We start from the raw sequence: 20,627 nt of genomic DNA on the forward strand, positions 1-20,627 counted from the left end.
GGGGTGGGGCGTGGAAGGCGCTCGCCTCCCGGTACGCGCTGGTCCCGCTGCGGATCTTCCTCGGTGTCACCTTCATCTACGCCGGGCTCGACAAGCTGACCACCGCCGGCTTCCTCGCCGACTCCGGGCCCGGTTCGCTCGGCGAGCTGATGCACGGGGTGCGGGACTCCTCCGCGCTTCCGGCCCTCGTCGACCTCGCTCTCAAGAGCCCCGTCGGCTTCGGCTACGCCATCGCGCTCGGCGAGCTCCTGGTCGGCCTCGGGACCCTCTTCGGGCTGTACGCCCGGGTCGCCGCGCTCGGCGGGGCGCTGATCTCGCTGAGTCTCTGGCTCACCGTGAGCTGGCAGGTGAACCCGTACTACCTCGGCAACGACCTCGCCTATCTGATGTCCTGGCTGCCGCTGCTGCTCGCCGGGGCCCCGCTGCTGTCGCTCGACGCGCTGCTTGCCGAGCGCCGCCGGATCCCGTAGGCGATCCAGGTCGTCAGCGCCGCGAGCCCGAGGGCGCCGCAGAGCACCGGGATCACCGCGAACCACGGGGCCGACCAGCGGCCCGCCGCGTCGCCCGCGAAGAGGGCCGCGAGGCAGAGCGCGGCGAGGCCGAGGACCAGCCGCCCGGGGCGGAACTCATGAACCCGCACGGATGACCTCCACCTGTCCGGCCCCGACCTTCAGGAAGAGGTCGAGGGTGCCGCCGGCGGGGACGCCGGGCGGCGGGGGGAACGTCCGGGTCTCGTCGAGATCCGGGGCGATGTCGATGTCGTCCACCGGCCGCGTGGCGACGGGCGTCGGGGACGCGGGTGCCGTCGGGGGCGCCGTGGAGGCCCCCGCCGTGGACGGCGCCGGAGCCGTGGGCCGCACGGGCGGGGAGGGCGCCGCGGGCGCCGGCTCCGCCGGGAAGCGGATGTCGCCGAGGCCCACCTGGGCCCGCACCTTCAGCGTGACGTTCTCCGGCACGATCACCTTCAGCCGGCCCGCGCCGACCTCCGCCTCGGTGGACACCGTCACCCCGGCGGGGACGGGCACGGCGGACAGGTCGAGCGTGCCGTCGCCGAGCCCCAGCTCGTACCGAGGCTGCACCGCCGCGACGGCCGCCGGGCGCCAGGTCTCCCGGATCCACTCCGTCGAGATCTCCTTGGGCAGCGCCGAGGCCGCCGCCAGCAGGCCCGCCGTCACCAGCGTGAGGAACACCGTGCCGAAGCCGGTCCTGCCGAGCAGGCTGCTGACGACCAGGCCCAGGCCGAACACGGCGAGCGCGGCGGCCAGCCCGATCTGGAGGCTGGTGCCCAGCGGATGCCCGTGCCAGGAGAGGCCCGTGCCGAGCCCGCCCGCCACCAGCGCCAGCAGGAACACCAGGCCGCCGATGGACGGCGGCTTCGCGCCGACCCGGGTCGAGGGCGTGGGCCGTTCAGGCTCGTCGTACGGCGTGCCCCACTGGCTGCCCGGCGTCGGCACCACGCCGTCGATCTTGCCCTCGGCGTCCAGGACCCCGTGCGGTCCCCACATGTAGCCGATGGCGACCTTGCCGGTGGAGCCGTCCTTCACGATCGGGTCCCGCCACCAGGACGGGAAGTCCATCACGGGCGGCGCCTTCGTCTCGGGCGGTGCCTCGGCGACGGCGAGCGCGGCGGTGGCGTCTATCCGGCCGCCCTCCTCGGCGGTCGCGGCCACCGAGCGGCGCCGCAGCGACCACACCGCCGCCCCGCTCACCGCGACCGACAGGACCAGGGCGAAGCCCAGCGTCCCGCCGTTGTGCAGCATCGACAGGAAGATCCCGCAGCCCACCAGGGCCATCAGCACGGCCGTCAGGGACGAGCCGGAGACCCGGCCGGTCAGCAGCCGGCGCCCCTCGCTCTCCTCCTCGTCCGCGAACGGGAGCAGCAGCCACGCGAAACCGTAGAAGATCAGCCCGACGCCGCCGGTCACCGACAGCACGCCGAGCACGATCCGGAACAGCACCGGGTCCAGGTCGAAGTGCCGGCCGAGCCCGCCGCACACCCCGGCCACCACCTTCTGGCCGCGCGACCTGCGCAGCGGAGGGGCGGGCGGGCCCTCCGCCGGCGGCGGGGCCTCGTGGTGCGAAGGCGTCGAACTCGTCATGGCTCCATGGTGACGCCCCGTGACCCCCGGCGGCACCGGGACCGACCCTGCCTTGACCCTGATCTTCCGCCGGGGTCCGACCCCGAGCCGACCCCGAGAACGCTCCGGGGCCGATATCCGGGCGGACCCTGATGTCCCGGACCCGCCGGACGTGTGACGATCAGTGCATGTCCGCAGCCGCCCGCGTCGCAGAGACCGACGAACCGCCCGTCCGCAGGCTCTACCGGAGCGCCGACGGCCGGTGGCTCGGCGGTGTCGCGCGCGGCCTGGCCGGACACCTCGGGCTGCCCGTGATCTGGGTCCGCGCGTTCTTCGCGGTCCTCATGCTCACGGACGGCCTCGGCGCGGTGCTCTACGCGGTGTTCTGGATCGTCGTCCCGCTCGGGGTCGGCGGCCGGGCCACGCCCCGCCCCGTCTTCGAGACCACAGCCGACGGCCGCCGACGGCTGCGCAAGCCCGACAAGGGCCAGGTCCTCGCCCTGATCGCGCTCGCGATCGGCTTCTCCTCCTTCATCGGCAGCATCAACGTCGACCGGCAGGCCGGCCGCTATGTCTGGCCCTCGCTGTTGATCGGCGTCGGCGTCGTCCTCGTCTGGCGCCAGGCGGACAACGCCCGCCGGGCGAGCTGGACCGACCCCGGCCGCCGCAGACGGGTCCTCCAGCTCGTCCGGGGGCTCGTCGGCGTCGCCCTGGTCGGCACGGGCCTCGCGGTCTTCCTCGTGGTCCGCGGCTCCGTCGCCCAGCTCGGCACCGCCCTCACCGCCGCCGTCGCCGTCCTCACCGGCATCGCGCTGCTCGCCGGGCCCTGGCTGGTGCGCATGTCGCAGGACCTCAACGAGGAGCGCACCCTGCGCATCCGGGCCCAGGAGCGGGCCGAGGTCGCGGCCCATGTGCACGACTCCGTCCTGCACACCCTGACCCTGATCCAGCGCAACGCCGACGACCCCGGCGAGGTCCGCAGGCTGGCCCGCGCCCAGGAGCGCGAGCTGCGCAACTGGCTGTACAAGCCGGAGGGCACCGGCAAGGACGAGGACGAGGAGCCCGCCACCCTCGCCGATGCGGTCAAGCGGGCCGCCGCCGAGGTCGAGGACAAGCACGGCGTCCCGCTGGAGGTCGTGGTCGTCGGCGACTGCCCGCTCGACGAGGGGCTCGGGGCGCAGATGCAGGCCGCGCGCGAGGCGATGGTGAACGCGGCCAAGTACGGTGGCGAGGGCGGGCCGGTGCAGGTCTACGCCGAGGTCGAGGGCCGGACGGTCTTCGTCTCGGTGCGGGACCGGGGTCCCGGCTTCGACCTGGACGCGGTTCCGGACGACCGCATGGGCGTACGAGAATCGATCATCGGCCGGATGCAGCGCAACGGCGGATCGGCGCGGCTGAGGTCCGTGCCGGGCGGGGGCACCGAAGTGGAGCTCGAGATGGAGAGGGCGGACGGATGAGCGACGGGACCGAGAGCGGGGCGGCGGCGCAGGGCACGGGGCGCCGGGTGCGGGTCGTGCTCGTCGACGACCACCGGATGTTCCGCACCGGGGTGCAGGCCGAGATCGGCCGTACCGAGGTGACGGGCGTCGAGGTGGTCGGCGAGGCCGCCGACGTCGACCAGGCGGTGACGGTGATCACGGCCACCCGCCCCGAGGTCGTCCTCCTCGACGTGCACCTGCCGGGCGGCGGCGGCGTCGAGGTGCTGCGCCGCTGCGCGAGCCTGATGGCGGCGGCCGAGGACCCGGTGCGCTTCCTGGCGCTGTCGGTCTCCGACGCGGCCGAGGACGTCATCGGCGTGATCCGGGGCGGCGCCCGCGGCTATGTCACCAAGACGATCACCGGCACCGACCTGGTCGACTCGGTCTTCCGGGTCCAGGAGGGCGACGCCGTCTTCTCGCCGCGCCTGGCGGGCTTCGTCCTGGACGCCTTCGCCTCCACGGACGCGCCGCCGGTGGACGAGGACCTGGACCGGCTGACCCAGCGGGAGCGGGAGGTGCTCCGGCTGATCGCCCGCGGTTACGCGTACAAGGAGATAGCCAAGCAGCTCTTCATCTCGGTGAAGACGGTCGAGTCCCACGTCTCGGCGGTGCTGCGCAAGCTCCAGCTCTCCAACCGGCACGAGCTGACCCGCTGGGCCACCGCCCGCCGCCTGGTCTGACGCCGGGGCCTCAGCTCACCCGGGTCGCGCCCGCGAAGGGCATCTCGTCGATGGGGGCGGTCCGGACCGGGGCGCCCGGCCGCGGGGCGTGGATCATCTGGCCGCCGCCGATGTAGAGGCCGACGTGGCTGATCCCGGAGTAGAAGAAGACCAGGTCGCCGGGGGCCAGCTCGGAGCGGGAGATCCGGGTGCCCGCGTTGATCTGGGTGTACGTGGTGCGGGGCAGCGAGACCCCGGCGGCGCGCCAGGCGGCCTGGGTGAGCCCGGAGCAGTCGTAGGCGGAGGGGCCGGTCGCCCCCCACACGTACGGCTTGCCGAGCTGCTTCTGGGCGAAGGCGATGGCCGCGGCGGCGCGCGAGGTGGGGGCGGTGACGGGCCCCCGGATCGCGGCCGAGCGGTCGGCCCTGGCCGTCGTGGCGCCCGGGGCGGCGAGCCCGTCGGCCCCGCCGTGCCCGCCCGAGGCGACGGCCGCCTCGTAGCGGGCCCGCTCCTCGGCGGTGAGCCGGTCGAGCAGGGTGCGGGCCTCGTCCAGCTTCCCCTGGACGGTCGCCTTCTGGCGGCGCAGGTCCGCCTCCTGCGTGCGCAGCTCGCGCAGCCGCCCCTCGGACTCGCTGCGGAGCTGCCGTACGGCGGCGAGCTCACGCCGTACGGCGGTGACGGCGGCGGCCTGCCGGTCGCCCGCCTTCTCGGCCAGCGCGGCCCGCTCCAGGTACTGGTCCGGGTCGGAGGTGAGGGCGAGCTGGAGGGCGGGGTCGAGCCCGCCGGAGCGGTACTGGGCGGCGGCGACGGCGCCCAGCGCGTCCCGGGACCGGTTCAGCCGCTCGGTCCTGCGGGCGGCCTGGTCGCGCAGCCCGTCGAAGGCCGCGCGGGCCCGGTCCGCCTTCTCCTTGGCGCCGTTGTACTTCTCGGTGGCGGCCTCGGCCTGCTCGTAGAGCCGGTCCACCTCGGTCTTGACCTGCGCGGGGGTCGGCCGAGGCGCGGCCTGCCCGGAGCCCTGGAAGACGGTCGCGCTCGCCGCGGAGGCGAGGACCAGGGTGGCGGCGGTACGGGCCGCCGGGCCGCCGAGGAGGGTCTGCTTGGGCTTGCGGTGCGCTGCCACGAGGGCGGGTCACATCCTCTCCCCGTGGGGGACGCGGCCCGCCGGGGCCGGCGACGGTCCGCACAGGGGGACGGACCGCCGCCGGTCTTTTCTCGGCGGGGGCGACCGGCAGCCGCCGGACGGCGGAGGTGGGGAGCCGGTCACCTGGGGCAGGACGCTAAACCTGGCCGCCGTGCGGGGGCAGGGAGTTGACCGCTATTGGCGGTACTTGATGTCTTCCGACCGTTCTCGTCCGTTCCCAGGGAGGGTCCGGCGGCGCTCGCGGCGGCCGCTGACCGAAGCGCGGGAGAAGGTGGACCCGCCCGGAAGCCGGTGCTATGGCCCCGGTTAGGCTCCGCCCCATGGACGTCCTCATCAATGTCTTCGTCGCCCTGCACATCATCGGCATCGCCTGCCTCCTGGGCGGCTTCCTCACCCAGATGAAGGCCATGGGCGCGGGCACCGCCCGCTTCGTGCCCGCGATGCTGCACGGCGCCCTCACCATGCTCGTCACCGGCCTCGCGCTCGTCGGCCTCAACCAGGCCGACGGCCACACGGTCAACAACGTCAAGGTCGGCATCAAGCTGGCCGTCCTCGTGGTGATCCTCGCCCTGGTCTACGTCAAGCGCGACGAGGAGAAGGTCGACAAGGCCCTTTTCGGCGCCGTCGGCGGCCTCACCATGGCGAACATCTTCATCGCCACCCTCTGGGTCTGACCTGCGGTTTTCCTTCGCGCTTCCGGAGGCGGCAGCGGACTGTCGGTGCGGCGTCCTAGACTCGTGAGGCGATGAGCAGCCTCTTTGACGACAGCTTCCTGGCGAGCCTCCGGAACCACTCGGAGGAGCCCCCGCCCCCGCCCGAGGACCACGAGCACGGCGCCCCGGCCGCGGAGGAGGTCCCGCATGCCCTCTTCGGGGAGCACTGGGACGCGCCCCCGCCCGAGCGGGACGCCTACTACCGCGACGGCGCCCACCGGCCCGTCGTGGACACCGCCGCGCTCCTGGAGGGGCTGAACGAGCAGCAGCGCGCCGCCGTGGTGCACACGGACACCCCGCTGCTCATCGTCGCCGGGGCCGGCTCCGGCAAGACGCGCGTGCTCACCCACCGCATCGCCCACCTCCTGGGCAGCCGGCACGTCCACCCCGGGCAGATACTGGCGATCACCTTCACCAACAAGGCCGCCGGCGAGATGAAGGAGCGCGTCGAGCAGCTCGTCGGCCCGCGCGCCAACGCCATGTGGGTCATGACCTTCCACAGCGCGTGCGTGCGCATCCTGCGCCGCGAGTCGAAGAAGCTGGGCTTCACCTCGTCGTTCTCGATCTACGACGCCGCCGACTCCAAGCGCCTGATGGCGCTGGTCTGCCGGGACCTGGACCTCGACCCGAAGAAGTTCCCGCCGAAGTCCTTCAGCGCCAAGATCTCCAACCTGAAGAACGAGCTGATCGACGAGGAGACCTTCGCCGACCAGGCCGCTGGGGGCGTCTCCCAGACGGAGTCTGGGGGAGGGTTCGAGAAGACGCTCGCCGAGGCGTACCGGATGTACCAGGCGCGACTGCGCGAGGCCAACGCGCTGGACTTCGACGACATCATCATGACGACGGTCCACCTGCTCCAGGCCTTCCCGGACGTCGCCGAGCACTACCGCCGCCGCTTCCGCCACGTCCTCGTCGACGAGTACCAGGACACCAACCACGCCCAGTACACCCTGGTCCGCGAGCTCGTCGGCACCGGGTACGAGGACCTCGGTCCGGCCGAGCTGTGCGTGGTCGGCGACGCCGACCAGTCGATCTACGCCTTCCGCGGCGCGACCATCCGCAACATCCTCCAGTTCGAGGAGGACTACCCGGACGCGACGACGATCCTGCTGGAGCAGAACTACCGCTCCACCCAGACGATCCTCTCCGCCGCCAACGCGGTCATCGAGCGCAACGAGTCCCGCCGCCCGAAGAACCTGTGGACCAACGCGGGCGCGGGCGCGCAGATCACCGGCTACGTCGCCGACACCGAGCACGACGAGGCGCAGTTCGTCGCCGACGAGATCGACCGGCTCACCGACACGGGCGCGGCCAAGGCGGGCGACGTCGCCGTCTTCTACCGCACCAACGCCCAGTCCCGCGTCTTCGAAGAGATCTTCATCCGCGTCGGACTGCCCTACAAGGTCGTCGGCGGCGTGCGCTTCTACGAGCGCAAGGAGGTCCGCGACGTCCTCGCCTACCTGCGCGTCCTCGCCAACCCCGAGGACACCGTGCCGCTGCGCCGCATCCTCAACGTCCCCAAGCGCGGCATCGGCGACCGCGCCGAGGCGATGATCGACGCCCTCTCGCTGCGCGAGAAGATCACCTTCTCGCAGGCGCTCAAGCGCGTCGACGAGGCGTACGGGATGGCGGCCCGCTCCGCCAACGCGGTCAAGCGCTTCAACACGCTCATGGAGGAGCTCCGCACCATCGCCGAGTCCGGCGCCGGGCCCGCCGTGGTGCTGGAGGCGGTGCTGGAGCGGACCGGCTACCTGGCCGAGCTCCAGGCCTCCACCGACCCGCAGGACGAGACCCGCATCGAGAACCTCCAGGAACTCGCCGCGGTGGCCCTGGAGTTCGAGCAGGAGCGTGGCGAAGAGCCCGCCACCCTCGCCGAGTTCCTGGAGAAGGTCGCCCTCGTCGCCGACTCCGACCAGATCCCCGACGAGGACGAGGACGGCTCAGGGGTCATCACCCTGATGACCCTGCACACCGCCAAGGGACTGGAGTTCCCGGTGGTGTTCCTCACCGGCATGGAGGACGGCGTCTTCCCGCACATGCGCGCGCTCGGCCAGACCAAGGAGCTGGAGGAGGAGCGCCGCCTCGCGTACGTCGGCATCACCCGCGCCCGCGAGCGGCTCTACCTGACCCGCTCCGCGATGCGCAGCGCCTGGGGCCAGCCCTCGTACAACCCGGCCTCGCGCTTCCTGGAGGAGATCCCGCCGGCCTACCTGGAGTGGAAGCGGACCGGCCCCATGGCCAAGCCCGCCGGGCCGACCTCGGGGATCACCTCCTCGCTGTCCTCCTCGCGCGCCCGCTCCGGCCCCTCGGGCTTCGCCACCCGGCGCACCAGCGACAAGCCGGTGATCTCGCTCCAGGCCGGCGACCGGGTCACCCACGACCAGTTCGGCCTGGGCACGGTCATGGCGGTCCAGGGCGTCGGCGCGGACGCGCAGGCGACGATCGACTTCGGCGACGAGAAGCCCAAGCGCCTGCTGCTGCGGTACGCGCCGGTCGAGAAGCTGTAGTCCACCCGGGCCCCCGGCCCTGGGCGAGGGAACGGGGGAAGGGCCCCGCCGGTATCCGGTGGGGCCCTTCCTCGTACGCGTCGTTTCGGCTGTCGGCTGTCGCCCGTCAGCTGGTCGGGTCGAGACCTCGGCTGAGCAGCCAGGGCAGCGGGTCGATCGCCGCGCCGCCGTTCGGCCGGACCTCGAAGTGGAGGTGCGGGCCGGTGGAGTTGCCGGAGTTGCCGGAGTACGCGATGACCTCGCCGGCCTTGACCTTGCCGGAGCGGATCTTGGTGCTGCTCAGGTGGCAGTACCAGGTCTCGGTGCCGTCCGCCATGGTCACGATCGCCATGTTGCCGTAGGCGCTGTTCCACTGGGTGCGCACGGTGCCGTCGGTCGCGGCCATCACGGGGGTGCCGTACTGCACCGGGAAGTCGATGCCGGTGTGCACGGACATCCAGTTGACGCCGGACTGGCCGAAGCGGGCGCTGAGCTGGTGCAGCTTGACCGGAAGCATGAACTTCGGCCGCAGCGCCTCCTTGCGGGCCGCCTCCTCCTCGCGCTTCTTCTTCTCCGCGTCCTGGCGCAGCCGCAGGTCGATGCGCTCCTGGGTGCGGCTGGCGCGGTCGCCGAAGCTGCGGGCGTCGGCGCTGAGCGCGGCGAGCTGGGTGTCCAGCTTGCTGTTGGCGGCGACCTCCTTGACGGACGCCGGGTCGGCGGCGGCCATGGTGGTCGTGTTGTCCTTGGTGTCCGCGCCGGAGTCGGTGAGCCCGCCGACCGAGGCGGCGGCGATCCCGGCCACGCCCATGACACAGGCGGACGGGACGGCGACCGTGAGGAGCGCGGAGCGCTTGGCGGGCGTACGGCGCCGGCCTCGGGCGCCGCCACCGCCGGAGGAGCGGCGCGCGGGACGTCCGGCGACGGGCGGCAGCTCCTCGGCGGAGCCGGCGCCCTCCGGCAGGACCTCCAGGGCGACCATGGTCTCGGCGGCGTGGAAGGCGTGGAGCTCCGCGTCCTGGTCCGCGGCGGCGTCCGCCGCGAGGCCGGTGTCCGCGCCGTACGCCTCGTACCCCTCATACGCGGGGACCTGCGTGGTCTCGGAGTACTCGGCGTAGTCGGTGTGGTCGACATACGCCGTGTGCTCGGTGTGCTCGGAGGGTCCGGGCACCTCGGCGGCGTACGCGTCGAACTCGGCGGTGTGCTCCGGGCCGGGGGTGTACTGCTGCGGGACGACCGGCTCCTGCGTCGGCGCCTGGTGCCAGGCGGTCGCGGCGGTCATGTCGTAGGTGCCGGTCTCGAAGCCCGGCGCCGTCCACTGGCCCGTGGTGTCGTACGCGGTGGCGGCGAAGGCCACGGCCTCGTACTGGCCGGTCTGCTGCGCCTCGCTCCACGCGCTGGCGTCCCACTGGCCGGTGGCCGTGTAGGAGCCGTAGGAGCCGGTGTCCCAGGCGCCGCTCGGGTCGGTGTGCCCGGCGTAACCGTTCGGGTCGGCGTACCCGGTGTGCTCGGCGTAGCCGCCGTACATGCTCTGACCTGCGCTGAGACCCGCTGCGTAATCGGCGTCGTAACCGCCGAACCGCGGATCCGCGGTGAAGCTCCCGGTGGTCTGGGTGGCGTCCGTGACGTACCCGGCGTGGGGGTGCTGGTCGTTCACCAACTTCTCTCTCGCCTCGGGGGCAGGGGGTCAAGCAGTGGCGTGACTGTACCCGGCGGTATGCGCGCCCGACAATCTTCCGCGGGTTTCGAGCCGCGGGGAAACGGGCGATCGGCCGTCTTTCGGCGGCCGGTGGGGAGAGCTTTGGCTCTGTGTTCGAGGAACGTTCGAGGAACGGGGGAGGCCGACGTTCCGGTCGGGTGCCGTCACGCCACCGCGCCGGTGCCGGGGGCCGCGTCGGCGGCCCCGGCGACCCCGGCGACCCCGGCAGCCCCGGTAGCCCCGGCAGCCCCGGCAGCCCCGGCAGCCCCGGCTGTCCCGGTGGCCGGGTCGCCGTCGTCCAGCGCGGCGAGGATCCCGGCCGCGACCGCCGGGTGCACCGGCAGCGCGAGATGGCCGATGCCGCTCACCCGCACGTTGTGCGTGATCAGGTCGGGGTGGTCCAGGCGCGCGGTCTCGACCGGCACCATCACCCGGTCCAGGTCGCTCCAGAAGCTGACGAAGCGCGTCCGGACGCCCGGCGCGGGCCCCGCCAGCTCGCGCAGCACCGCCGAGCCCGGCCGCATCTGGCGGACCAGCGGATGCGCGTCGGCCAGCGGGCCGAAGGCGGTGCCCGCGTGCGGGGTGCCCAGCATGACCAGCGTGCGCACCCGGGCGTCACCGCCGAGCCGCTGCACGTAGTAGCGCGCGATCAGCCCGCCCAGGCTGTGGCCCACCAGGTCGACCTCGGCCTGTCCCGTGCGCTCCCCGGTCTCCTCGACCAGCCGCCCCAGCCGCTCGGCGGCGGTGCGCAGATCGCAGGTGAACGGGGAGTAGTCCAGCGACACGACGTGCTCACGGCCGTGCCGGGCGAGGGTGCGGCGCAGCAGCACGAAGACCGAGTGGTTGTCGACGAAGCCGTGCAGCAGCACCACCGGCCGGCGGGCCGGCGTGTCCCGCTCGGCGACCGGGCCGCGCGGGCGGCGTTCGGAGACGAGCCCGGAGGGGTAGAGGACCAGGTGTCCGGCAAGGACCGCGAGCTCCAGAGCGGTGGCCTTCACGCGGTCGGCGACCTCGGTGGGGATGAGCTCCATCGACGGCCTCCGTCCCGGGACGGAAGGCGCCGCATCCCCGCGCCGTGCGGCTGGCGGCGCGGTGATACGGCGACCCCGTGGCGGCTCCTCAGCGGAGCGAACGATGTCCCACGTGTGATTTCCCCCTCGCTGCCCACCGCGAAACGGCCGCTTGCGGGATGCTGGCGATAACGTTCGTTCACTTTCCCGCGGCCAGGCGCGGGGGTCGCATGTGGAGGCACTGATGGGCGTGACCGGTCCGATTCGAGTGGTGGTCGCCAAGCCGGGTCTCGACGGCCACGATCGTGGGGCCAAGGTGATCGCGCGGGCGCTGCGCGACGCCGGCATGGAGGTCATCTACACCGGGCTGCACCAGACGCCCGAGCAGATCGTGGACACCGCGATCCAGGAGGACGCCGACGCGATCGGCCTCTCGATCCTCTCGGGCGCGCACAACACGCTGTTCGTGAAGGTGCTGGAGCTGCTGAAGGAGCGCGACGCGGAGGACATCAAGGTCTTCGGCGGCGGGATCATCCCCGAGGCGGACATCGCGCCGCTGAAGGAGAAGGGCGTCGCCGAGATCTTCACCCCGGGCGCGACGACCGGCTCCATCGTGGAGTGGGTCAACGCGAACGTCCGCGTGGCCGCCGCCTGAGCCGAGCGAGCGGGAGGCCGCGGGAGCGGCCGGCGCGGGGCGCGCCGGCCGCTCCCCCGTATCCCGGACCGGGTCCGCTCGCGCGCGGTCGCGTCCCGCTCAGTCCTCCGCCAGCTCCGCGTGCATCGTCGCCCGGAGGCCCAGCGTCGCCACGAGCCGCTGGAAGGCCTCCGACCAATAGCCCCCGGCGCCCGGGGAGGCGTCCTCCTCCTCGGCCGGGAGGGCCGTCAGGGCCGCGAGCTGCGGGACGGCGTCGGGGGAGAGGCAGCGCTCGGCGAGGCCCATCACCCCGCTGAAGCTCCACGGGTAACTCCCCGCGTCCCGCGCGATGTCCAGCGCGTCGACCACCGCCCCGCCCAGCGGCGCCGCCCACGGCACCGCGCACACGCCCAGCAGCTGGAACGCCTCCGACAGACCGTGCGCCGCTATGAACGAGGCCACCCAGCCCGCCCGCTCCCGCTCCGGCAGCGTGGACAGCAGCTTGGCCCGCTCGGCCAGCGAGGACGTGCCGGGCCCGGTGGCCTGCGGGGCCGAAGGGGAGCCCAGCAGGGCCCGGGACCAGTCCGCGTCCCGCTGCCGCACCGCCGCCCGGCACCAGGCCGCGTGCAGCTCGGCCTGCCAGTCGTCGGCGACCGGCAGCGCCACGATCTCCTCGGGCCCGCGCCCCCCGAACCGGGCCGGCCAGCAGTGCAGCGGCGCCGCCTCGACGAGCTGGCCGAGCCACCAGGAGCGCTCGCCCCGGCCCGTGGGCGGGGTGGCCGTCACCCCGTCGTGCCGCATCCCGGCGTCGCACTCGTGCGGCGCCTCGACCACGATCGCCGCCTCCCCGCGCGTACGGTCCAGGGAGACGCACGACGCGGCGCGCTCCGCCATCCGCGCGGCCAGCGCCGAGCCGGGCAGCGCCGACAACAGCTCGGCGGCGATCGCGCGCACGTTGCGGCTGCGGTCGTCGAGCGCCGCCTCCAGGAACTCCTCGTCCTCGTCCGACAGTCCCGCGCGCAGCGAGTCCAGGAACATCAGCCGGTCCTCGGCCCGCTCCGTGCCCCAGGTGGCGGCCAGCAGCGCGCGGCCCCCGGCCGGGTCCCAGGCCCGTACGGCCGCCAGCAGCGCCACCCGCTCCGCGAACAGGCCCTCCTCCCACAGCGCCGCCACCGCCGCCGCGTCGCCGGGCTCGGGCAGCGCGCCGCCGCCGCCCGCGCCGCGCAGCGCGAACTTCCACTCCGCGTTGAGCCCGGCCAGCCACAGCCCGCGCGGGCCCGCGAAGGCCAGCGCCTGGGGCCGCAGGTCGGTCCGGGCGCGGGCCGCGTCGAGGAGCGCGGGCAGCGCCGCCGCCGGGGCGCGGTAGCCCCGCTCGTGCGCGGCGGCCAGCCACTGCGGCAGCAGCTCCGCCAGGTCGGGCGCGGCCCCCCGCCGCCCCCCGGAGGGCGCGGGCGCCGCCCGGCCCGCGAGCAGCCCGGCCAGCCGCCGCCGGGCCGCCTCCGGCAGCGGCCTGCGGCCGTCCTCGGGCGCGGGCTCCAGCGGCGCGGCGGCGGGGCCGGGCCGCAGCCCCGCCCGTCGCCGTACGGTGTGCACGGCGGCGGCGTCCAGCAGCGCGACGGCCGCCGCGTCCCCGGAAGCGCCCCCGTGCGGTCTGCGGTCGGTGCCCAGCAGCGCCGACGTGACGAGCTCTTCCCAGGCGTCCATGGCCACCATGACAGCCCTCCTTCAGCAGGGGGTTTCCGAGACAGATGCGGTGCGGTTCCGTGCGGTTCCAGGGGGTCAGACCAGCGGCACCGTCTCCCCGGGCGCGTCCGGCGACCAGGCGGCCAGCGGGGTGAAGCCCTGGTGGCCGCACTCGCCGAAGACCGTGAGCGGCGCGCCGCCCGACAGGGCCACCAGCCGCCACAGCCCCGGGCGGGCCTGGGCGGCGCGGGTCAGCGGCACGGCCTCCCGCTCGGCGCCCGCCGCGTCGGCGAGCTGCCAGCCGTACTCCGCGCGGGCCGGGACGACGCCGGCCAGCGTCACCGGCCAGGCGTCCAGCCACGGGTCCTCGCGCAGCGCGTGCCCGTACGCGGTGAGGGCGGCGCCGACCGTGCCGCCGCGCGGCGGGGGCCCTGCGGGCGCGGGCGCGCCGAACTGCTCGACCAGCTCCGCGCGGAGCCCGCCCCCGCCCTCGTACCCCCGCAGCTCCGCGTCCAGCACGGTCCCGACCGGGAGGGCGAGCTGCGGGGCGCGGCCCGCGGCCCCGAAGGAGAGCAGCAGGGCCGTGCGGCCCGTCGCCTCCCCGTGCAGCCAGACCCGGCGGGCCGTCAGCTTGCCCTCGGCGGCGTCGTACTGCGCGAGGACCAGCCAGCGGTCCCGCAGCAGCGGGCCGGCCGGCGGGGCCGTCAGGCCCACCCGGGTCCGCACCGTCGCCGCCAGCGGCTCGGGGAGCCGGTCCGCCGACAGCCAGGCCCGGTCCAGGAGATGGGTCAGCGCGCACTCCTCCAGGAGCCGCACCGGCCAGCCCGGGCCCGAGCCGGCCACCGCCCCCAGCTCCCGCACCCGGCCCGCGAGGCCGGGCGCCTGCGCGTCGACCATGCGTGCCGCCGTCTCCTCCCACGCCCCGGGCCCCGAGCGCTCCGCCGCGGCCAGGCCGCCGCGCAGCAGATCGGCCAGCCGCCGCTCCAACTCCTCGGCCCCCGCCGTGATCCGCGCCGCCCGCCGCTCGGCCCGGCGGCGCGCCGCCTCCGGGTCGGCGGGCCCCGCGCCCGGTGCGCGCCCGGTGCTCCGCGCCGCCTCCGCCCGCTCGCGGCGGCCCGCGAGCCAGCTCGCGGCCCAGTCCGGCGCCCCGGCCGCGTCGCCGGGGCCGGACGGCACGTCGCCGCCGGCCCGGAGCAGCAGCAGCCCCAGCGCGTGCTTGCACGGGAACTTGCGGCTCGGGCAACTGCATTGGTACGCCGGGCCCGTGGTGTCCACGACCGTGCGGTACGGCGTGCGCCCGCTGCCCTTGCACAGGCCCCACACGGCCCCCCGGCCGCCGCCCGTGCCGGACCACGGTCCGGGCGTGCCCAGCTTGCTTCCCGCTCTGCGTGAGGCGTCGTCAGGAGCCAGTGCCAGCACCTGATCCGCCGTCCAGAGCTCCCCCTGTTCGTCCATGGGAACGACCGTACGACCCTCCACTGACACATGCTCCCACCTGCGGTTTCCACGGGTGGGGCGGAGGGTGGGGCCGATTGTCAGTGGCATGGTGCACCGTGGTTCGTACAGCAGGTCGAACGATCTGGAGGGGGACCCATGACCCTGCCCGAAACCACCACGGACCGCGCCGCCGCCGACGCCACGGACGGTGCCCCGCAAGGCGCCCCGGACGGCGCGGCGGGCGAAGTGCTCCGGCCGCACGCCGAAGACGCCTTCGCGCACGAACTCGCCGCGCTCGCCGCCGCCGACGACCGCCCGCGCCCCACCCGCTGGCGGCTCTCGCCCTGGGCCGTCGCCACCTACCTCCTCGGCGGCACCCTGCCCGACGGCACGGTGATCACCCCCAAGTACGTGGGCCCGCGCCGGATCGTCGAGGTCGCCGTCACCACCCTCGCCACCGACCGCGCCCTGCTCCTGCTCGGCGTGCCCGGCACCGCCAAGACCTGGGTCTCCGAGCACCTGGCCGCCGCCGTCAGCGGCGACTCCACCCTCCTCGTCCAGGGCACCGCGGGCACCCCCGAGGAGGCCATCCGCTACGGGTGGAACTACGCGCGGCTGCTCGCCCACGGGCCCAGCCGCGACGCGCTCGTGCCCAGTCCCGTCATGCGCGCCATGGCCGCCGGCCTGACCGCCCGCGTCGAGGAGCTCACCCGCATCCCCGCCGACGTGCAGGACACCCTCATCACGGTGCTCTCCGAGAAGACCCTGCCGATCCCCGAGCTCGGGCAGGAGGTCCAGGCCGTCGGCGGATTCAACCTCATCGCCACCGCCAACGACCGCGACCGAGGCGTCAACGAGCTGTCCAGCGCCCTGCGCCGCCGCTTCAACACCGTCGTGCTGCCGCTGCCCGCCACCCCCGACGCCGAGGTGGACATCGTGGCCCGGCGGGTCGACCAGATCGGCCGCTCGCTCGACCTGCCGGCCGTGCCCGAAGGCGTCGAGGAGATCCGCCGGGTGGTCACCGTCTTCCGCGAGCTGCGCGACGGGGTCACGGCCGACGGGCGCACCAAGCTCAAGTCCCCCTCGGGGACGCTCTCCACGGCCGAGGCGATCTCCGTCGTCACCGGCGGGCTCGCCCTCGCCGCCCACTTCGGCGACGGCGTCCTGCGCTCCGCCGACGTCGCCGCCGGGCTGCTCGGCGCGATCGTCCGCGACCCGGCCGCCGACCGGGTCGTCTGGCAGGAGTACCTGGAGACCGTGGTCCGGGAGAGAGACGGCTGGAAGGACTTCTACCGCGCCTGCCGCGAGGTGACGGCGTGACCCGAGCCCCGGCCCCCGGCGCGCCCGGACCCCTGCTGCTCGGGGTGCGGCACCACGGGCCCGGGTCCGCGCGGGCCGTGGCCGCCGCCCTGGAGGCGGGCCGGCCCAAGGCCGTCCTGATCGAGGGGCCGCCCGAGGCCGACGCCCTCGTCGCGCTCGCCGCCGACCCCGGGATGCGGCCCCCCGTCGCCCTCCTCGCGCACGCCGTCGACGACCCCGGCCGCGCCGCCTTCTGGCCGATGGCGGAGTTCTCGCCCGAGTGGGTCGCGATCCGCTGGGCCCTCGGCCACGGCGCCGAGGTCCGCTTCGTCGACCTGCCCGCCGCCCACACCCTCGCCGCCCCCGAAGCCGCCGCCGAACCGGCCCCCGAGGAGACCAACGGCCGGGCCCTGCGCGTCGACCCCGTCGCCGAGCTCGCCCACACCGCCGGGTACGACGACGCCGAGCGCTGGTGGGAGGACGTCGTCGAACTGCGGGGCGGGAGCGACCCGTTCGCCCCCTTCGAGGCCCTCGCCGAGGCGATGGGCGCGCTCCGCGAGGCGTACGGCCACGGCGGACACCCGCGCGACCTCGTCCGCGAGGCCCACATGCGGCTGCGGCTGCGCGCCGCGCGCAAGGAGTTCGGCGACGACCTCGCCGTCGTCTGCGGAGCCTGGCACGTCCCCGCGCTGCGCCGCGCGACCACCGTCACCGCCGACCGGGCCCTGCTCAAGGGACTCCCCAAGGTCAGGACCGAGGTGACCTGGGTGCCCTGGACCCACCGCCGGCTCGCCCGCCGCTCCGGCTACGGGGCGGGCATCGAGGCGCCCGGCTGGTACGCCCACCTCTTCGGCGCCCCCGACCGCCCGCTCGAACGGTGGATGACCAAGGTCGCCGGGCTGCTCCGGGCCGAGGACCTGCCGGTCTCCTCCGCGCACGTCATCGAGGCCGTCCGGCTCGCCGACACGCTCGCCGCGATGCGCGGGCGGCCCTGCGCCGGGCTCGGCGAGACCACCGACGCCGTGCGGGCCGTCATGTGCGAGGGCTCCGACGTCCCGCTCGACCTGGTCCGCGACCGGCTCGTCATCGGCGACGTCCTCGGCGGCGTCCCGGCCGACGCGCCCGCCGTGCCGCTCCAGCGCGACCTCGCCCGGCTCCAGCGGAGCCTGCGGCTCAAGCCCGAGGCCGAGGCGCGCGAGCTGGAGCTCGACCTGCGCGGGGACACCGACGCCGCCCGCAGCCGGCTGCTCCACCGGCTGCTGCTGCTCGGCGTCGACTGGGGCGCCCCCGCCGCCGTGCGCGCGTCCACCGGCACCTTCCGGGAGGCCTGGCGGCTGCGCTGGGAGCCCGAGCTGCACGTGCGGGTCGCCGAGGCGGGCGTGTGGGGCACCACCGTCGAGGCCGCCGCGACCGCCCGGGCCGAGGCGCGGGCCGCCGCCGCGCCGGACCTCGCCGCGCTCACCGCCCTCGCCGAGCGCTGCCTGCACGCCGGGCTCACCGACGCCCTGCCCGCCGTCCTCGGGGCGCTCGCCGACCGCGCCGCGCTGGACACCGACGTCGCCCACCTCGCCCAGGCCCTGCCCGCCCTGGCCCGCGCCCTGCGCTACGGCGACGTGCGCGCCACCGACACCACCGCGCTCCGCGAGGTCGCCACGGGCCTCGCCGAGCGGATCTGCGTCGGCCTCCCCCCGGCCTGCGCCGGCCTCGACGCCGACGCGGCCACCGAGATGCGCGCCCACCTGGACGCGGTCCACGCCTCGATCGCCCTCCTCCCGGCGGGCCTGGCCGGTCCGGTGGGCCTGGCCGGTCCGGTGGGCCTGGACGGTCCGGTGGACCTGACGGGCCTGGCTCATTCGGCTGATCCGGCTGATCCGGCAGCCCCGGCAGCCCCGGCGAACCCGGCCGATCCGGCGGGCCCGGTGAACCCGGTGGGTCCGGCTGATCCGGCCGGCGGCCCGATCGATCCGGCGGACCCGGCCCCTCGCGCCCCCGCCGCCCCTGCCTCCGCGGCCCCCGCCCCCGTCTCAGCCGTCCCCACCCCCGCCCCCGCCCCTGCCGCCCCCGCCCCTGCCGCCCCCGCCCCTGCCGTCTCCGCCCCTGCCGTCTCCGCGGCCCCCACTCCCGTCCCATCCGTCCCTACCCCCACCCCTGCCGTCCCCACCCCCGCCCCCGCCCCCGCGGTCCCCGCCGCTCCCTCCCTCGTCGACCGGTGGGCCGGGGTGCTGCGGCGGATCGTGGGGCGGGACGGGGTGGCCGGAGTGGTGCGGGGGCGGGCCGCGCGGCTGCTGCTCGACGAGGGGCGGCTCGGGGAGGACGAGGCGGCCCGGACCATGGGGCTCGCGCTCTCGCCCGGGGTGCCGCCCGCCGAGGCCGCCGCGTGGATCGAGGGCTTCGTCGGCGGGGCCTCCGGCGGCGGGCTGCTGCTCGTCCACGACGAGCGGCTGCTCGCGCTCGTGGACGGCTGGCTGAGCGGCGTCCCGGCGGACGCGTTCACCGACGTCCTCCCGCTGCTGCGGCGCACCTTCGCCGCCTACGAGCCGGGCGTGCGCCGCACCCTCGGCGAGCTCGTCGCGCGCGGCCCCGCCGAGGGCCGCGCCGCCCGGCCCGCCGCCGCGGCGCCCGGCTTCGCCGCCGCCCCCGACCCCGAGCGCGCCGACGGCGTGCTGCCCCTGCTGCACCTCATCCTCGGTACGGAGGTCCCCGCATGACTCTCGGCCCCGAGCGCCTGCGCCGCTGGCGGCTCGTCCTCGGCGGCGGGCCGGCCGACGGCACGGGACACGACCTCGGCGGCACCGACGCCGCCATGGACCGCGCCCTCGGCGCCCTCTACGACCGCCGGGAGCCGGCGCCCGGTGGCCGGGAGCGCGCGGCCGGACTCGGCGGCTCCGCGCCCTCCGTCGCCCGCTGGCTCGGCGACATCCGCACGTACTTCCCCAGCTCCGTCGTCCAGGTCATGCAGCGCGACGCGATCGACCGTCTCGGCCTCGCCGCGCTGCTCCTGGAGCCCGAGATGCTGACGGCGGTCGAGCCGGACGTGCACCTCGTCGGCACCCTGCTCTCCCTCGACAAGGCGATGCCGGAGACCACCAAGGAGACCGCGCGGGCCGTCGTCCGCAAGGTCGTCGACGACCTGGAGAAGCGGCTGGCCACCCGCACCCGCGCCACCCTCACCGGCGCCCTGGACCGGTCGGCCCGGATCAGCCGCCCCCGCCACCGGGACATCGACTGGGACCGCACCATCCGCGCCAACCTGGGGAACTACCTCCCCGAGCACCGTACGGTCGTCCCCGAGCGGCTCGTCGGCTACGGCAGGGCCGCCCGCGCGGTGCGGAAGGAGGTCGTCCTCTGCGTCGACCAGTCCGGCTCCATGGCCGCCTCCGTCGTCTACGCCTCCGTCTTCGGCGCCGTCCTCGCCTCGATGCGCGCGATCGCCACCCGCCTCGTCGTCTTCGACACCGCCGTCGTCGACCTCACCGAGCAGCTCGACGACCCCGTCGACGTCCTCTTCGGCACCCAGCTCGGCGGCGGTACGGACATCAACCGGGCGCTCGCCTACTGCCAGTCGCGGATCACCCGCCCCGCCGACACCGTCGTCGTCCTCATCAGCGACCTCTACGAGGGCGGCATCCGCGACGAGATGCTGAAGCGGGTCGCGGCGATGAAGGCGTCCGGGGTGCAGTTCGTGTGCCTGCTCGCCCTCTCCGACGAGGGCGCCCCCGCCTACGACCGGGAGCACGCCGCCGCGCTCGCCGCGCTCGGCGCCCCCGCCTTCGCCTGCACCCCCGACCTCTTCCCGGAGGTCATGGCCGCCGCCCTGGAGAAGCGGCCGCTGCCGATACCCGAGGGGTGACCGGACGGGCGCCCGGAGAGGAGACCGGACGGGCGCCCGGAGAGGAGACCCGAGGGGCGCCCGGAGAGGAGACCCGAGGGGCGGAAGGTCCCGGCGGGCGGTGCGGAATCCGTCGTCCGCGTGCCACCCGGAGGGGCCCCCGGAGCCGCACTGAGGCCCATATCACAGTCGGGTCCCCGTGCCCCCGTCTCCGCGCCCCGGCGCGCCGCGCGAGGCGCAACCCCCGCTCCCCGCCTGCCACAAGGGGCCTTCGGGCGCCCGGGGCGTCCCCCACGGAACGCCTCGGCGGGCCTACGTTCTGTGACCCGTATCACCGCTCCGTTGTGATCTGCGATTTAGGGACCAACGTCCCACGGGGATAACCTGCGAGACGGACATGCCGCGTCCACGGACACCGTGTACGCCTCCCTAGTGACAGCGCAGTCACGTTGCCCTCCGCGGCACGCCCACGCAGACAACGAAC

15 protein-coding genes and 1 pseudogene are annotated in these 20,627 nt (G+C 75.3%); 9 read left to right on the forward strand and 7 right to left on the reverse strand.

The window, feature by feature from the left end; genetic code table 11:
* Positions 1-20: 20 nt before the first annotated feature.
* Positions 21-470, forward strand: a pseudogene (locus ACZ6J5_RS02745) (DoxX family protein); the annotation flags it as partial.
* Here ACZ6J5_RS02745 and ACZ6J5_RS02750 read toward each other — a convergent pair.
* Positions 380-640 (reverse strand): hypothetical protein, encoded by a 261-nt coding sequence (locus ACZ6J5_RS02750; RefSeq protein ID WP_469386876.1) that lies wholly within the window; start codon positions 638-640, stop codon positions 380-382. The pseudogene ACZ6J5_RS02745 and the gene ACZ6J5_RS02750 sit on opposite strands and share 91 nt — an antisense overlap.
* Positions 627-2,099 (reverse strand): PspC domain-containing protein, encoded by a 1,473-nt coding sequence (locus ACZ6J5_RS02755; RefSeq protein ID WP_469386878.1) that lies wholly within the window; start codon positions 2,097-2,099, stop codon positions 627-629. Before ACZ6J5_RS02755 ends, ACZ6J5_RS02750 begins: the two co-directional genes overlap by 14 nt.
* A gap of 167 nt (positions 2,100-2,266) precedes the next feature.
* On the opposite strand from ACZ6J5_RS02755, the gene ACZ6J5_RS02760 reads away from it, so the two are divergent.
* A complete protein-coding gene (locus tag ACZ6J5_RS02760; RefSeq protein ID WP_469386880.1) occupies positions 2,267-3,535 on the forward strand; it encodes an ATP-binding protein in 1,269 nt (422 codons plus the stop codon).
* Complete coding sequence (locus ACZ6J5_RS02765) at positions 3,532-4,236, forward strand: response regulator transcription factor (RefSeq protein ID WP_362480740.1); 705 nt, start codon at positions 3,532-3,534, stop codon at positions 4,234-4,236. Before ACZ6J5_RS02760 ends, ACZ6J5_RS02765 begins: the two co-directional genes overlap by 4 nt.
* A gap of 10 nt (positions 4,237-4,246) precedes the next feature.
* Here ACZ6J5_RS02765 and ACZ6J5_RS02770 read toward each other — a convergent pair whose 3' ends face one another.
* The gene (locus tag ACZ6J5_RS02770) at positions 4,247-5,335 is read right to left on the reverse strand and encodes a C40 family peptidase (protein WP_469386886.1); all 1,089 of its coding nucleotides are present in this window, start codon (positions 5,333-5,335) and stop codon (positions 4,247-4,249) included.
* Positions 5,336-5,676: 341 nt separating this feature from the next.
* Here ACZ6J5_RS02770 and ACZ6J5_RS02775 point away from each other — a divergent pair, with 341 nt between their 5' ends.
* Together ACZ6J5_RS02775 and pcrA are read left to right on the forward strand one after the other, a co-directional pair.
* Positions 5,677-6,030 (forward strand): hypothetical protein, encoded by a 354-nt coding sequence (locus ACZ6J5_RS02775; RefSeq protein WP_469386888.1) that lies wholly within the window; start codon positions 5,677-5,679, stop codon positions 6,028-6,030.
* Positions 6,031-6,101: 71 nt separating this feature from the next.
* Positions 6,102-8,576 carry a DNA helicase PcrA gene (gene pcrA, locus ACZ6J5_RS02780; RefSeq protein WP_469386890.1) on the forward strand — a complete coding sequence of 825 codons (2,475 nt, stop codon included), beginning with the start codon at positions 6,102-6,104 and terminating at the stop codon, positions 8,574-8,576.
* A 106-nt stretch (positions 8,577-8,682) separates the two neighbouring features.
* Here pcrA and ACZ6J5_RS02785 read toward each other — a convergent pair whose 3' ends face one another.
* The gene (locus tag ACZ6J5_RS02785) at positions 8,683-10,209 is read right to left on the reverse strand and encodes a M23 family metallopeptidase (protein WP_469386892.1); all 1,527 of its coding nucleotides are present in this window, start codon (positions 10,207-10,209) and stop codon (positions 8,683-8,685) included.
* Between the two features lie 206 nt (positions 10,210-10,415).
* The gene (locus tag ACZ6J5_RS02790; RefSeq protein WP_469386894.1) at positions 10,416-11,282 is read right to left on the reverse strand and encodes an esterase/lipase family protein; all 867 of its coding nucleotides are present in this window, start codon (positions 11,280-11,282) and stop codon (positions 10,416-10,418) included.
* Between the two features lie 223 nt (positions 11,283-11,505).
* On the opposite strand from ACZ6J5_RS02790, the gene ACZ6J5_RS02795 reads away from it, so the two are divergent.
* Positions 11,506-11,916, forward strand: a complete 411-nt coding sequence (locus ACZ6J5_RS02795; protein WP_469386896.1) for a cobalamin B12-binding domain-containing protein — start codon at positions 11,506-11,508, stop codon at positions 11,914-11,916.
* A 99-nt stretch (positions 11,917-12,015) separates the two neighbouring features.
* Here the strand turns inward: ACZ6J5_RS02795 and ACZ6J5_RS02800 are convergent, their stop codons facing one another.
* Together ACZ6J5_RS02800 and ACZ6J5_RS02805 are read right to left on the reverse strand one after the other, a co-directional pair.
* On the reverse strand, positions 12,016-13,608 hold the full coding sequence (locus ACZ6J5_RS02800; protein ID WP_469386898.1) for a DUF5691 domain-containing protein: 1,593 nt from the start codon (positions 13,606-13,608) through the stop codon (positions 12,016-12,018).
* A gap of 66 nt (positions 13,609-13,674) precedes the next feature.
* The gene (locus ACZ6J5_RS02805; protein WP_469386900.1) at positions 13,675-15,033 is read right to left on the reverse strand and encodes an SWIM zinc finger family protein; all 1,359 of its coding nucleotides are present in this window, start codon (positions 15,031-15,033) and stop codon (positions 13,675-13,677) included.
* 138 nt (positions 15,034-15,171) lie between these two features.
* Here ACZ6J5_RS02805 and ACZ6J5_RS02810 point away from each other — a divergent pair, with 138 nt between their 5' ends.
* The 3 genes from ACZ6J5_RS02810 to ACZ6J5_RS02820 are packed head-to-tail and all read left to right on the forward strand — an operon-like array spanning position 15,172 to position 20,164.
* A complete protein-coding gene (locus tag ACZ6J5_RS02810; protein WP_469386902.1) occupies positions 15,172-16,335 on the forward strand; it encodes an ATP-binding protein in 1,164 nt (387 codons plus the stop codon).
* Positions 16,332-19,022 (forward strand): DUF5682 family protein, encoded by a 2,691-nt coding sequence (locus ACZ6J5_RS02815; protein ID WP_469386904.1) that lies wholly within the window; start codon positions 16,332-16,334, stop codon positions 19,020-19,022. The genes ACZ6J5_RS02810 and ACZ6J5_RS02815 overlap by 4 nt, the downstream gene beginning before the upstream one ends.
* Positions 19,019-20,164, forward strand: a complete 1,146-nt coding sequence (locus ACZ6J5_RS02820; RefSeq protein WP_469386905.1) for a VWA domain-containing protein — start codon at positions 19,019-19,021, stop codon at positions 20,162-20,164. Before ACZ6J5_RS02815 ends, ACZ6J5_RS02820 begins: the two co-directional genes overlap by 4 nt.
* Positions 20,165-20,627 lie beyond the last annotated feature (463 nt).

It is taken from the genome of Streptomyces sp. NPDC042100, assembly GCF_055582325.1.